Annotated in this window: 11 protein-coding genes and 2 pseudogenes; 7 read left to right on the top strand and 6 right to left on the bottom strand. The window is 60.1% G+C overall.

Features of this window, described 5'->3' with window-relative positions; translation table 11 throughout:
- A complete protein-coding gene (locus NKI79_RS20345) occupies positions 1–720 on the bottom strand; it encodes a FadR/GntR family transcriptional regulator (RefSeq protein WP_502894296.1) in 720 nt (239 codons plus the stop codon).
- A 366-nt stretch (positions 721–1,086) separates the two neighbouring features.
- On the opposite strand from NKI79_RS20345, the gene NKI79_RS20340 reads away from it, so the two are divergent.
- Positions 1,087–2,076, top strand: a complete 990-nt coding sequence (locus NKI79_RS20340) for a Tim44 domain-containing protein (protein WP_352803938.1) — start codon at positions 1,087–1,089, stop codon at positions 2,074–2,076.
- 146 nt (positions 2,077–2,222) lie between these two features.
- Here the strand turns inward: NKI79_RS20340 and NKI79_RS20335 are convergent, their stop codons facing one another.
- The 4 genes and pseudogenes from NKI79_RS20335 to NKI79_RS20320 all read right to left on the bottom strand — a co-directional run bounded on the left by NKI79_RS20335 (position 2,223) and on the right by NKI79_RS20320 (position 4,515).
- A complete protein-coding gene (locus NKI79_RS20335; RefSeq protein ID WP_352803784.1) occupies positions 2,223–3,302 on the bottom strand; it encodes an AI-2E family transporter in 1,080 nt (359 codons plus the stop codon).
- A 246-nt stretch (positions 3,303–3,548) separates the two neighbouring features.
- A pseudogene (locus NKI79_RS20330) lies at positions 3,549–3,955 on the bottom strand (PIN domain-containing protein).
- Positions 3,952–4,038, bottom strand: a pseudogene (locus NKI79_RS20325) (plasmid stabilization protein); the annotation flags it as partial. The pseudogenes NKI79_RS20330 and NKI79_RS20325, both read right to left, overlap by 4 nt.
- 66 nt (positions 4,039–4,104) lie before the next feature.
- Complete coding sequence (locus NKI79_RS20320; protein ID WP_352803782.1) at positions 4,105–4,515, bottom strand: helix-turn-helix domain-containing protein; 411 nt, start codon at positions 4,513–4,515, stop codon at positions 4,105–4,107.
- A 643-nt stretch (positions 4,516–5,158) separates the two neighbouring features.
- Between NKI79_RS20320 and NKI79_RS20315 the strand changes: the two genes are divergently transcribed.
- The 3 genes from NKI79_RS20315 to NKI79_RS20305 all read left to right on the top strand — a co-directional run bounded on the left by NKI79_RS20315 (position 5,159) and on the right by NKI79_RS20305 (position 6,010).
- Entirely contained in the window at positions 5,159–5,335 is a 177-nt protein-coding gene (locus NKI79_RS20315) for a hypothetical protein (RefSeq protein WP_352803780.1), read from the top strand.
- Between the two features lie 4 nt (positions 5,336–5,339).
- Positions 5,340–5,624 carry a DUF982 domain-containing protein gene (locus tag NKI79_RS20310; RefSeq protein WP_352803778.1) on the top strand — a complete coding sequence of 95 codons (285 nt, stop codon included), beginning with the start codon at positions 5,340–5,342 and terminating at the stop codon, positions 5,622–5,624.
- Positions 5,625–5,767: 143 nt separating this feature from the next.
- Positions 5,768–6,010: a DUF982 domain-containing protein gene (locus NKI79_RS20305; protein WP_352803775.1), complete on the top strand. Its 243-nt coding sequence runs from the start codon at positions 5,768–5,770 to the stop codon at positions 6,008–6,010.
- Between the two features lie 662 nt (positions 6,011–6,672).
- Here the strand turns inward: NKI79_RS20305 and NKI79_RS20300 are convergent.
- Complete coding sequence (locus NKI79_RS20300; RefSeq protein WP_352478601.1) at positions 6,673–7,755, bottom strand: histidine kinase dimerization/phosphoacceptor domain -containing protein; 1,083 nt, start codon at positions 7,753–7,755, stop codon at positions 6,673–6,675.
- A gap of 321 nt (positions 7,756–8,076) precedes the next feature.
- On the opposite strand from NKI79_RS20300, the gene eglC reads away from it, so the two are divergent.
- The 3 genes from eglC to NKI79_RS20285 all read left to right on the top strand — a co-directional run bounded on the left by eglC (position 8,077) and on the right by NKI79_RS20285 (position 12,624).
- On the top strand, positions 8,077–9,468 hold the full coding sequence (gene eglC / locus NKI79_RS20295; protein WP_352803773.1) for an endo-1,3-1,4-beta-glycanase EglC: 1,392 nt from the start codon (positions 8,077–8,079) through the stop codon (positions 9,466–9,468).
- 100 nt (positions 9,469–9,568) lie between these two features.
- Complete coding sequence (locus tag NKI79_RS20290) at positions 9,569–11,314, top strand: type I secretion system permease/ATPase (RefSeq protein WP_352478762.1); 1,746 nt, start codon at positions 9,569–9,571, stop codon at positions 11,312–11,314.
- The gene (locus NKI79_RS20285; RefSeq protein WP_352803770.1) at positions 11,314–12,624 is read left to right on the top strand and encodes an HlyD family type I secretion periplasmic adaptor subunit; all 1,311 of its coding nucleotides are present in this window, start codon (positions 11,314–11,316) and stop codon (positions 12,622–12,624) included. The genes NKI79_RS20290 and NKI79_RS20285 overlap by 1 nt, the downstream gene beginning before the upstream one ends.
- The last annotated feature ends 71 nt before the right edge of the window (positions 12,625–12,695 follow it).

The following is a 12,695-nucleotide window of genomic DNA, read 5'->3' as shown; positions in this document are numbered from 1 at the left end:
TCAGGCGATGCCGGCCGCCAGCAGGGCCTTGACGCTCTCGTCAAAATGCCTCGCCATCAGGTCGCGAGCAGACTGGGGATCACCGGTCTCGATTGCTTCGGCGAGCTCGATATGGATCTGGATCATCTCCAACTGCTCGGCATCCGAAGGGCGGCTGCGCCAGCCGATCGGCCAGGTCTGGCGCGATACGCGCTCGAACGCGCCTACGATGAGGCTAAAAACCGGATTCTTTGCCGCCTTGGCGATTTCGAGGTGAAAGGCGAGATCGTGCTCCATGACCTGTTCCGGTCGCTGGAAATTCTCGCGCATGGCAAGCGCGTGCGCCCTGATCCTTTCCACTTCGTCGGCGGTTCTGCGCAAAGCCGCCAGCATGGCGGTGCGGGTCTCGATCGTGCGGCGCACGTCGTAGATTTGCTGCACCGTGATCTGCTCGGTGTGGACGCCATGCTCGATCACCAGCGACATGACGCCATAGTCCAGCTCGGCGACGGTAGCCCGCCTGCCTGCCCTGAGGTCGATAAGCCGCATCGCGGCGAGCGAGCTGAAGGCCTCGCGCACCACAGTACGCGAGACGCTCAATTGCCTCGAAAGCGCGGCCTCGCTGGGCAGCCGGTCGCCTGGTCCGAGTTCATGCGTGCGGATGTGGCGCGTGATCTCGCCGATCGTATTGCTGACCAGGCTCGCTGCGTCGGAATGTTTTGCGGCTACCACCGTGCTCACGCGATCTCCAGTTCAGAAGGCAAACCTGTATGGCAGGTTTTGCAGGTGTGTTGATAATACCTAGAAAAGCTGTATGTCAAGCTCAAGTCATTGCCGGGAACCGTCGGCCTCGTCGCCGGGAGAGCGGCGAACCGACGCTTGCATATCCGCTGCTCTTGATGCGACAGACGGCGGTCGGCCGGGTGCGGCGCGCCTGCATGATCGGACAGGCAATCATCTCGCTTGGGCAGGCTGGACAGTCTCATCGTGAACCCCGGCGGGCGCCCGACCATGCCGTCGGAAAATATCTCAGCGGACTATTCACTGATATTTCGATCGACGCACCCCATATGGGTGGACAGAGTGTCACTTGAGGATTTGCCTATGCTGATTTCGCGTTGGGGACGGTTTGCAGTTCTGTTCGCCGGATTGTTCCTGGCATTTTCCATGGTGGCTGTTGATCACGCCGATGCGCGCCGTGGCGGCAGCTTCGGCAGTCGCGGCATGCGCACTTTCCAGCCGGTCCCGCCGACCAGAGTCGCGCCGCAACCGGCCGCACCGGTCGAGCGCTCGATGACGCCTAATGCGGCAACGAACAATGCGGCCCGTCAGCCGCAGGCATTCCAGCGCCCAGGCTTCTTCAACGGCCTCGGCGGATCGATGATGCGGGGGCTGCTCCTTGGCGGTTTGATCGGCGTTCTTCTGGGCTATGGGTTCGGCGGCTTGGCCGGCATGTTGGGCCTTTTGCTCCAAGTACTGCTGATCGGCGGCGTGATCATGCTGGCGATCCGCTTTTTCCGCTCGCAATCGGCATACAACCCAGCGCCCGCTACGGCCGGTGCCTCGCGGGGCACCGGGACCTTTGGGCGAAAAGCAGCAGCTGGGCCCGAGCCGAGCAACGCTACCGCTTTCGCCATTCCAGGCATCGGGTCAGGATTTGGCGGAACGAGCCAAGCCAACGCTTCCGATGAGATCACACTCACGCAAACCGACCTCGACACGTTCCAGCAACGGCTGACGGAAGTTCAGGAGGCATTCGGGCGCGAAGATCATGCTGCTTTGCGCCGGTTGGCGACGCACGAGATGGTGTCCTATCTGTCCGAGGAACTTGCCGACAATGCCAAAAAGGGCGTCAGGAACGACGTGTCGGACGTCAACCTATTGGAGGCCGATATTGCGGAAAGTTGGCGGGAGGGTGACCGCGACTACGCGACGGCTGCTTTGCGCTATGAGTCTCGCGACGTGACCCGCGATCGCATCAGCGACAAAATCGTTGAGGGCCAGGCCGATCAGCCGACCGAGACAACCGAACTGTGGACCTTCATGCGCCAGAACAGCGGGGACTGGAAGCTCGCCGCAATACAGCAGCCGAGCTGATGTGCTTGCCTTGATTGAAATGTCTGGCCCAGAGTTGTTCAGGTTTCTCGCTACCGCTCGAAGGCCAGCCCGCCCCTTCCGCCCGCTTGATCTTGAGTACGGTGCGGTCAGAACACGGAAACTCATGAGCAGCCCTGTCTTCGTGGTCAATCCGTCACGGGGTGATGCGGTAGCTCGGTAGGGCGCGGTGGCGCCGACTCGGGCTGATCAGTCAATCGGTTCTTCAGAACATCAATGAGGCTGATGGTGATGGCGATCACCGCGGGGCCGAGGACAAGGCCGGATGCCCCAAACAAGACAATGCCGCCGACCGAGCCGACAAAGGCCACGACCGTGTGGAGGCGTAACCGATTCCCGACAAGCATCGGATAGAGCAGATTGTCGATGCCGCCGACAATGACGCCGCCCCAGACGGTCAATATCGCCGCGCTGGCCCAAGCCCCCTCCAGCGCGAGATAGACCGCTGCGGGCACCCAGATCACAAATGCCCCGAGCACAGGCACTATGGCAAGAAGTCCCATGACAAGGCCCCAAAAGACTGGGGTCGGCAGGCCGAGCCACCAGAACATCAGGCCACCCAATGTTCCCTGGACGGCGGCGACGAACACGGTGCCGAGCAGTGTTGCATGGACGGTCTCCGCAAAGCGGGACAAGATGTATGCTGTCTCCGGAGCGCGCAGGGGCGAAAGGCCCGCAACGGCTTGCAGGGCATGTTGGCGATCACGCAGAAAATAGAACAGAAGATAAAATGTCAGCCCGAACATCGCGACCTGATAGATGGAGCCACGCAACAGCGACGTGCTTTGTCCCGTCAGCCATTGTACGAATGCTGCGACGGAGCCGGCCGGATCGAATTGGTTCTCGATCCATTGGGCAATGACCGAAAGCGTGGGATAGCCAGACATGAAGCCGTCTGCATCCCAACCACGGATGACCTCCTCCAGATAAGTCGCTCCGTTTACCGCCTCACGAACGAGCTGTTGTGCGACGAGTGCCAGCGGCAGCCCGACGGCAATCGCCGCGACGCTTACTGATATCAGCGCTGCCAGGTTTCGATTTCCGACCCGTCTCTCAACCCAACGATGAGCCGGAGACAGAATGACTGCCAGGACGAGAGCCCAGGTCAATGCCGGCAAAAAAGGCCACGCAAGCAGATAGCAGACATATAGACCGATCGCTGCGGCTGCCAGAACGCCGAGCAATCTCAATTGTTTCACGTCCGGCATCTGTTTCAGATCAGCCCCTTTCGGTGTCTCGCAAGCCCAGCGAGCCTAATTGGTTTCTCAAAAAAAGGGCAGCGTCGGTTGCGGGAGCCTTACGGCGAGGCTGCCGAGGAGGCGCTTCGAGTGATCTTTAGGGGATTTGACGGCATGCAATCGAACCTGATGTCGCTCGCCTGCGCTTTGACGGCCTTTCAGCTCGTCTGTGACTGGCAGATGGGGTTTGAGCAAAAGCGACGACAGGAAAACGTCTCAGAACTCCCACGGAGATGTCAGAACGAGTCCTTCCGTCTCGAAGTCAGTCAGATTGCGCGTGGCGAGGCGGCCACCGTTTACTCGAGCGATCGCTGCGATCATGCCATCGGGTGCCGACATGCCGCGTCCCTGGCGAGCAGCAGCACCCACAATTTCCCATAAACCAGCGCAGCTTCTTCTGTCAGACCGAAGATGCGGTCTGCGAAACGCCGGCGCCAGTCGGCCAACCCTTGCTCCAGCCGTTCGGCACGTTGATCCGGTCTTATCTTCTGGATGCCGAAGGCGATCTCGGCGTCACGGTTGGAAGCGCGAGTTCGGCATCGTATCGGATCAGCCCGGCAATGACTGCCTCGTCTGGGTTTTTTCAACGTTTCGGAAACGACGTTGGTATTGACGAAGATCAAAGCTCGACGCCTCGATTCGGCCGGCGACTCTCTCGGATCACCGCCTCAAGGTCGATGTCTGTGCCGGATTGCGCTGAAAGACGCTTCGAAAGTTCGTCAAGTTAGGTAAGTCCGTAAGGTTCGACAGCCCTTACTCCAACCACCGCAAATCACATCCCCCAGGCCCGCTCCCTTCCCGTCATCTCACGCAGGCCGAGTTCGCCCACGAGATTGAGCGCGCCCTGTTTCGAGATCTTTAGTCGCTCCTGGATAAGAGCCGTGGAGACAACCGGTCTTGACAGCACCAGCTCGACGAGGTCGGGCAGCTTTGAATTCGCGCGTCTCTCGCGCAGCCGCCGCTCCATCTGCTTTCTGGCCATCGTCAGCCGATCGTGCTCCTTCAACCCGGCCAGCGCGGCGTCGCGGATGGCGTCAACAAAAGCCAACAACCGGAGCGATTGCGCGCACGCCTTCGCTCCCGCGGAATATTCTTGGCGCCGACATGCAGGCTGGCGAGAGGTTGGCGGCAAGACCTTCCTGCCGCAGCAGCGCAGCCACGAGCAGCGGCCCGAGCCGTGCAACGCGGACCTCGGCCGACAAACGGCACCGAACCGCTGGATTAAGCGAGGCCCTAGGATTTCCTGAGGCTGGCGTATGATGGGAAACTAAGGGGGCATGGGGGTCTTCGCGAGCCAGTTATCCGATCCCCCGCTCAGAAATTTCTACCAACATTCCTGACGGTTACGGCCCAGCATGTACGATTCTTACATCCTGTTGATGTCGGTCAGGGAGAGAGTACTGTCGCCTCTTCGGCGTGTCCCTTGGGGATGGTCGGATGAGTGTCGTTCAAATTGTCAGTCCAATTCTATATCAGGCTATTGCTGCACTCCTGAACGGGGCGGCTCGCGGAGACATTGTATCGATCAAGGCTGCAATAGAACGAGTCCGTGTGACTGCGCCTAATCTGCGGGCATCTGACGAAGAGCTAACTGAGGCTATCCTTGAGGTAGCTTCCGCCACTGGCCTGTTCGTGTGTTTCGACGGCCGGGAGTAGCTGTCCAGCACGCGCCTCGCTAATCCGTCTAACGTTCCCGCCCAGCATTCCAGGAATTTGCTTATCGCGGCCCCGCAAGACGGGCGCGCCGTCCTGCTTGATGTTCGTGATTAGCAGGAACAAATCCGCTCGCGGTGCAGTTCGGTCCTCTTAAGCATGCAGGCCCGAACATGGCTGAAATCGAGAAAGCCAAACAGAAGGCTATTGCCGAATTTGTGCGGCGGTGGATCACCTCAGAGGTAGTCCGCAATTACCTTCGCAACCTGCTAAATTTGCCTGTAGAACGAGAGCTGCCGGCTGAGCAAAGGTATTTGCTGGAGGAACTTGATAGGGCCGACAAAGAGTGACTGTATGGCTCTCCACTGGTTCAACCCTCCGGTCTCCGTCAAGACCGAGCATCCCGGGATCATCCACAACGTCAACAACGCCGAGACAGCCGGCGAGCAGCTGATGAAGTGGAGCAAGCGTGGCCCTTGCTGGGACCTCGCGGTGCGCGTGTGTATGGCCGTGATATTCGACGAGATGGAAGCTGAGGAGGCCCGCAAGGCATTCCTGGCTGCCGCTAAGGAAGAGGGTATGTTACTTCGCCAACCGCGAATAGGTAAATCGGATACCACGAGGGCCCGCCGCCCGTGAGAAAGGCGACGGACCTACAGCGGCTACATCCTCGAAGAAATCGACCGCTGCGAGTTCTAAACCTACGAGGGCCTCCGTTGTTCCCTTACCAGCGGACGATTCCTGGGTTGGCCAGCAGGCCATTCCCGCTCTAAGTTCCCCCCATGGCAACCCATTGGTTCTCCGCTCCGGTCCCTGTGAGGACGGAGCGCGCCGGTATGACTCGGAACGTGAACAACGTCGAGGCAGCCGGCCAGGAGTTGATGAAGTGGACCAAGCGTGGCCCCAAATGGAACCAAGCGGTGCGCGTCTGCATCGCCTGCATTTCCGACGAGATGGAACCTGAGGAGGCACGTAAGGCGTTCCTGGCTGCTGCCGAGGAGGAGGCTATGCTTTTTCCTGGTTAGTAGGTCGTGTGGATCTTCGCGCGAGCCAAATTCGATCACCGGCTCAGATATCCCTACCAAACACTCCGACCCCTCTAATTATCCCTTATGGCAACCCATTGGTTCGTCCCTCCGGTGTTCGTGAAGACTGAAACCGGCGACAGGCATGGCTGCAACAATGCGAGGGCAGCCCTTGAGCAGCTCAAGACGTGGACCCGCAGAGGACCTCGCTCGCACAAGGCGGTGAACCTCTGCCTGTCAGAGCTAGCTAGGTCGGTATTTGCACCAATTTGATGTGTAGGTTAGACCTTCGTCCTCGGCAAGGTTGGCCAATACGATGACTCGCTGCTGAATTGCCGGCCCGCGCGTGATGGGCGCGAAGGCGTCAGGTGCCCGCGCCGTTCCCGAGGTCGCGGACGGAACTAGCGTCAGTCGCCGAGCCGTGCCTTGCGTCCGAACGCGATCAGCGGCGCCTCCAGTGGGATCGGGCGAGCCGCTGCAGGCGCATTCGCAGCAAAGGGTTATGACGTGTTCTCGTGACCCGTGAGCCGGCGCGTGCCGAGTTGGCGGCGTCCGATTGCTGGCGGCTCGAAGCGCGCGTCAGGCGCCCTCGCCTATTTGCAGCCACCTGCTCAAAACCGCCATGAAGCCAGCGCCAGCCTGCTATGTTCGACGGCAATCGTTCAGCTTGCTGCCGCCCACCGTTTGAAAACGATGGTCACCTTCGTCCCTTTGTTGGCGCTGGACTCGACCGATAGCTGGGCCTTGGCGTTCTCGGTCAGCGATCGCGCGATCAGCGCGCCGAGCTTGCCTGGCTTGGGCCACATCTCGCCTTCCGGCAGGCCGATTCCGTCGTCCGCCACCGTAACCCGGCAGCCATCGCCATCGACGACACTGTGCAGCATTATCGTGCCGCCGTCGCGCCCCCGGAAGGCATGCTTTAGTGAATTGGTCAGCAATTCGTTCACGACCAGCCCCGCCGGCATGGCGACGTTTATTGACACCGGATATGTATCCACCTTCATATCCAGCCGGATCCCCTCGACTGCATGCGAGCTCATCACCGCGGACGCTATCTGGCTGAGATACACACCAAGATCGACCTCCTCCTTCGGCTGGTCGGCCGTTAGCGTCTGGTAGAGGATCGCCAAAGCGTCGACGCGACCGGCGAGCCGCTCAAACCGAGTCCGGTCGGCCTCGGTAGCGTTGCGGCTTTCCAGCCGGATCAGTGCGGTGATCATCTGCAGGTTGTTCTTCACCCTGTGCTGCAGTTCGCGAAGCAGTATGTCGTTCTCGCTGACACGCTCCTCGGCCGAGCGCTGATCTCCCGCCTCGCCGTGAGCCGATACGTCGACCAGGGCCACCAGCCGGAAGCAAACCTTGCCGTTGTCGTCCTCTATCTCGTTCGAATAAACGTCGACAATCGCGGGTTTGTCCTCGCCGCGTTCCAGCCTGAAGGTGCCGACCAGATCGGTTCCCTCGACCACGGCCTCGGCTAGCGGCCTGTCCTTTTGCTGATGGAGGCCTGTGCCTAAAAGGGCCGCCCAGTTTTCTCGGGTGAGCCTGGCGGCCGTCAGGCCTGACAGTTTCTCGAATTCCGGATTGGCGTAGACCACGCGCTCTTCACCGGCAAGGTCCGAAACGGCTATGGCGATCGGCACCTGGTCAAGGAATTTCTTGAACTGTTCGCTTTCGAGTGCTGTTGCAAGCTCAGGTGTATCAAGCAGCTGCTCGACCGCTTCGGCCTTCTCTGAATCAGATATCATTTGCGCGCCTGTTCTGCGCGTACAATATCAACGATGCAGCGCGCCCGCCATCGCGCCAAAGCTGTAAATCACGTTCCACGTCATGCACCTGACAACAAGCCCTGCGTCGCATAACGGCCGCACGTCTGACATTGCGGCCGGCCGAAGCAGAGCGGCAAGGGCCCGGCTGCAATCCCGGTGCCCTGAACGTTCAGGCGGGCCCTCGCTGCGTTGCCCATTAAAGTTCTGGTAACTCTCTCAAGTCGGGAGCCAAATGTTACTGGCTCGTTTTGTCCTCCAAAGGTAGCCTGATGTGGAGGCGAGACAAAGGAGAAGAACTAAATGGCCACCGTATTGAACGCCAAGGGTGTGCCACTCCCTTACAGCGGGTCCTCGGTAAAGTGGTATTCGGCGACGAATTCGGGCCCGCTACTTTATGGCAGCATCTACAACGACTCGATGTACGCCGACGGCGGCGCTGCCGTCACAATGTATGGCGGCAAGGGCGATGACATCTATTATCTGTATTCATCCAAAAACAAGGCGGTCGAGCTGCCCAACGAGGGTGTCGATACCATCTCGACCTGGATGAGCTACAAGCTCCCGGCCAATTTCGAGAACCTGACGGTCACCGGGGACAAACACTTTGCTTTCGGAAACGAGCTAAGCAACATCATTACCGGCGGCTCCGGCCAACAGACGCTCGACGGCCTCCGGGGAGACGACGTTCTCAAGGGCGGGTCCGGGGCCGACATTTTTGTTGTGACCCCCGGGAATGGCAGTGACCTGATCCTCGACTTTGGCGCCGACGATACAGCGCGCGTCGGAAGCTACGGCTTCACCTCCTTCGAGGAAGTGCACGCCAAAATGGTGCAAACGGGAGCGAACGTCCGACTCAACCTGTCCGAAAACGAGTTTCTCGTGTTCGCCAACAAGACCATCGACCAGTTCACCCCAGCCCAGTTCGATCTTGCCTTGGACAGGTCGCATCTGGAACTCACCTTTTCGGACGAGTTCAACACGCTGGACCTGTGGAATGGCTCGAGCGGCACCTGGGATTCGAACTTCTGGTGGGGTGCCCCGAATGGCAGCTCGCTCACGAGCAACAAGGAGCTTCAATGGTATATCGACACCAACTACGCTCCGACGCGTTCCGTTAACCCCTTCAGCATCGAGGATGGTGTTCTTACGATTACCGCCGCCCGGGCTCCCGCGGCTATCCAGCCCTACATAGACAATTACAAATACACGTCAGGTTTGCTGACGACCTATGAATCGTTCGCGCAGACCTACGGCTATTTCGAAATTCGGGCCGACATGCCCGAAAAGCAAGGTGTGTGGCCGGCCTTCTGGCTGCTGCCGGCAGACGGCTCCTGGCCACCGGAACTGGACGTCGTGGAGATGCTCGGCCAGGATCCAGGCAAGCTCATTATGACAAGCCACTCGAACGAGACGGGAAGTCATACGACAGTGTCCTCGACGGCCTTTGCCGCCGATACGGGAGGGTTCCACACGTACGGGGTGCTGTGGACGGAAGACGAACTCGTCTGGTATTTCGATGATGTGGAAGTTTCCCGTGCCGCAACCCCTTCCGACATGCACGACCCGATGTATATGCTGGTCGATCTGGCAGTCGGTGGTCTCGCGGGGGCGCCTGCCGACGGGCTTGCGACACCTGCGGAGATCCAGATCGACTACATCCACGCCTACGCGCTGAACGATTGGCTTATCTAGGCGCGGCGCCTGACTGCGGCGGTATGTAGACGTTGTCATCGAGCCTGATTTCGGGCACGATCCTTGCGCGTGGGACCGAACTGAAACCGATGTGAAGGCGATGTCGCATTCCCATTCGTCCGAGCCGCCGCGAACAACGCTCGCTGCGGTTTTGGCCTCTTTCCGCCGCGCGATCGCTGGAATCGCTCTGATGAGCGGTGTCGTCAATGTTCTGGCGCTGACCGGCTCGTTCTTCATGCTGCAGGTCTATGATCGGGTCATACCCGGCCGCAGTGTGCCGACACTCATCGGACTTGCTGTGTTTGCCGGCACGCTTTTCGTCTTTCAGGGTGTTCTTGAACTAATCCGGTCGCGGCTGCTTGTGCGCATCGGGATGGCGTTGGACGCGCGAGTGAGTGGGCAAGTCTATACCGCCCTTATGCGTTTGCCGTTGCGCACCAAGCTCCCAGGCGACGGCCTTCAGTCTTTGCGGGATCTTGATCAGGTTCGTTCGTTTCTGTCGAGCACTGGTCCGACAGCGCTTTTCGATCTGCCCTGGATGCCGCTGTATCTGGCAATTTGCTTCCTCTTTCATTTCTGGATCGGCGTGACGGCGCTGGCAGGCGCCATCGTTCTCTCCGGCCTCACCCTGCTTGCCGAAGTTCGCACGAGGGAGCCTGCGAAAATGGCAAACAGCCAGGCGGCAGCGCGCAATACGCTTGCGGAGGCGACGCGCCGCAATGCAGAGGCTCTGCAGGCGATGGGCTTTGGCGCGCGCATTGCCGAGCGCTGGGCAGGCGTCAACGCCGATTATCTCAACACGAACGCAACAGCCAGCGACCTGGCTGGGACACTCGGGACGATCTCGAAGGTCCTGCGCATGATGCTGCAGTCGGGTATACTGGCGATCGGCGCCTATCTGGTCATTCATCAGGAAGCGACAGCCGGTATTATGATCGCCAGTTCGATTATGATGAGCCGGGCGCTCGCACCGGTCGAACTGGCTATCGCCCATTGGAAGGGCTTTGTCAGTGCTCGCCAGGCATGGACCCGGCTGACCCAGCTTTTGGCCATGCTTCCCCGGACCGCCACGAGTGTCTCGCTGCCCGCGCCGGTATCTGCTCTTGCCGTCGAAGGCATTAGCGTCACGCCGCCGGGGGAGCGTCGTGTAGTCGTCCAGGATGCGGGCTTTGCTTTGGACAAGGGTGCCGGACTCGGCATCATCGGACCGAGTGCCTCGGGCAAATCATCGCTTGTTCGCGCGATTGCGGGAATATGGCTCCCCATCCGGGGAACGGTCAGGCTCGATGGCGCGACCCTCGACCAATGGTCGCCGGAAGAGCTCGGCAACCACATCGGCTATCTGCCGCAGGATGTGCAGCTGTTTGATGGCACCATAGCCGAGAACATCGCGCGCTTCGAATCTCGCCCCCCGTCGGACAAGATACTGGCGGCTGCGCAAGCCGCCGGCGTTCACGATCTCGTCGTCCATCTGCCTGAAGGTTACGAAACTCGCATCGGCGAGGCTGGGGCGGCGCTTTCGGCGGGCCAGAGACAGCGAGTTGCACTCGCACGAGCCCTCTACGGCGACCCGTTCCTCGTGATTCTGGACGAGCCCAATTCCAACCTCGATGCAGAAGGGGAGGCCGCGCTGGCGGCGGCAATTGAAGAAGTGCGGGCGCGAGGCGGTATTGCTGTGGTGGTTGCGCATCGGCCGAGCGCGCTTGCAAGCCTGGATCAGGTCCTTGTCATGGCAAACGGCCGTGTCCAGGCGTTTGGGCCCAAGAATGAGGTCCTGGGGAAGGTAACCCGCCCGGGAGGCGTTCCTCTGAAGGTCGTCTCCGGCCCTGAGGAGGCGACACAGTGATGACGCAATACGCGGCGCCCGCGATCGATCGGACCATTCGCCGCTATCTGTTCGGTGGTGTCGCGGTGTGCGTGCTTCTGGTTGGTGGGGCGGGAAGCCTGGCCGCGGTCACGGAGCTTTCCGGAGCCGTCATTGCTTCGGGAAGGCTGGTCGTCGATTCCAGCGTTAAAAAGGTGCAGCATCCAACGGGTGGCGTCGTCGGTCAAATCCTCGTTCGAGAAGGCGATGCCGTGAAGGCGGGCCAGGTCTTGATCCGTCTCGATGAAACCGTCACCCGGGCGAATTTAGCCATCGTCACCAAGAGCCTGGACGAATTCGAGGCCCGGCTGGCCCGCCTCGAAGCCGAGCGCGATGGCAATGACGCCATCGCCTTCCCAGCTTCGCTGAGCTCGCGGCAGGGCGATCCTGAGATCCGGCGTGCGATGGGAGGCGAGCAATCCCTGTTCGAGTTTCGTCGCCAGGCACGCGCTGGCCAGAAGGCTCAGTTGGAAGAGCGCATTACTCAGCTCAGCGAGGAAGTTTCCGGTCTGACCGAGCAAAGGGATGCTAAAAGTCAGGAAATCAAGCTGATCGGGCTTGAGCTCGACGGGATGCGCAAGCTCTGGCACCGCAAGCTGGTTTCAATCGATCGCATAACGACACTTGAGCGTGATGCAGTCCGGCTTGAAGGCGAGCATGGCAAGCTGACTGCGGCAATCGCGCAATCGAAGGGTCATACGTCCGAAATCCGTTTGCAGATCATTCAGATCGACCAGGATTTGCGCAGCGAGGTGGCAACCGAACTCCGTGACGTCCAGGCAAAGCTCGCCGAGTTGGTTGAGCAAAAGGTCTCTGCCGAAGATCAACTCAGGCGTATCGATATACGCAGCCCGCAAACTGGCGTCGTCCATCAGCTTGGCGTGCATACGGTCGGCGGCGTTATATCTGCCGGAGAACTCATCATGCAGATTGTCCCTGTGACAGACGACCTGACCGTGGAAGCGCGTGTGGCACCGCAAGACATCGATCAGCTGACACCAAGGCAGAGCGCAACCTTGCGGCTTTCGGCTTTCAACCAGCGGATAACGCCTGAGCTAAATGGTGTAGTCAGTGAGATCTCCCCCGATCTCAGCATCGATGAGCGAAGCGGCACGAGCTTCTATACCGTGCGGGTCACACTGCCGCGCACAGAGCTTACACGGCTGAAAGGCCTAACCTTGGCGCCCGGCATGCCTGTCGAGGTGTTCTTCTCGACCGGCAGCCGGTCAATGCTGTCTTACCTCGTGAAACCTTTGGAAGATCAAATCCAGCGGGCATTCAGGGAGGAGTGAGTTCGCGCGCCCGCCTCGGCCATACGTGCCGACACTCTCGACCGCATGACCGCATGCGGGGCGGAAAGAGC

It is taken from the genome of Mesorhizobium sp. M0340 (genome assembly GCF_040321535.1).
Lineage (GTDB): Bacteria > Pseudomonadota > Alphaproteobacteria > Rhizobiales > Rhizobiaceae > Mesorhizobium.
This window is presented reverse-complemented; position numbering and strand designations above follow the sequence as displayed.

Excerpts from the sequence above, each read along its gene's own strand:
- NKI79_RS20335 (WP_352803784.1), bottom strand. The coding sequence starts at position 3,302 with ATGCCGGACGTGAAACAATTGAGATTGCTCGGCGTTCTGGCAGCCGCA.
- NKI79_RS20315 (WP_352803780.1), top strand. The coding sequence starts at position 5,159 with ATGGCTGAAATCGAGAAAGCCAAACAGAAGGCTATTGCCGAATTTGTG.
- NKI79_RS20310 (WP_352803778.1), top strand. The coding sequence starts at position 5,340 with ATGGCTCTCCACTGGTTCAACCCTCCGGTCTCCGTCAAGACCGAGCAT.
- NKI79_RS20305 (WP_352803775.1), top strand. The coding sequence starts at position 5,768 with ATGGCAACCCATTGGTTCTCCGCTCCGGTCCCTGTGAGGACGGAGCGC.
- NKI79_RS20300 (WP_352478601.1), bottom strand. The coding sequence starts at position 7,755 with ATGATATCTGATTCAGAGAAGGCCGAAGCGGTCGAGCAGCTGCTTGAT.
- eglC (WP_352803773.1), top strand. The coding sequence starts at position 8,077 with ATGGCCACCGTATTGAACGCCAAGGGTGTGCCACTCCCTTACAGCGGG.
- NKI79_RS20290 (WP_352478762.1), top strand. The coding sequence starts at position 9,569 with ATGTCGCATTCCCATTCGTCCGAGCCGCCGCGAACAACGCTCGCTGCG.
- NKI79_RS20285 (WP_352803770.1), top strand. The coding sequence starts at position 11,314 with ATGACGCAATACGCGGCGCCCGCGATCGATCGGACCATTCGCCGCTAT.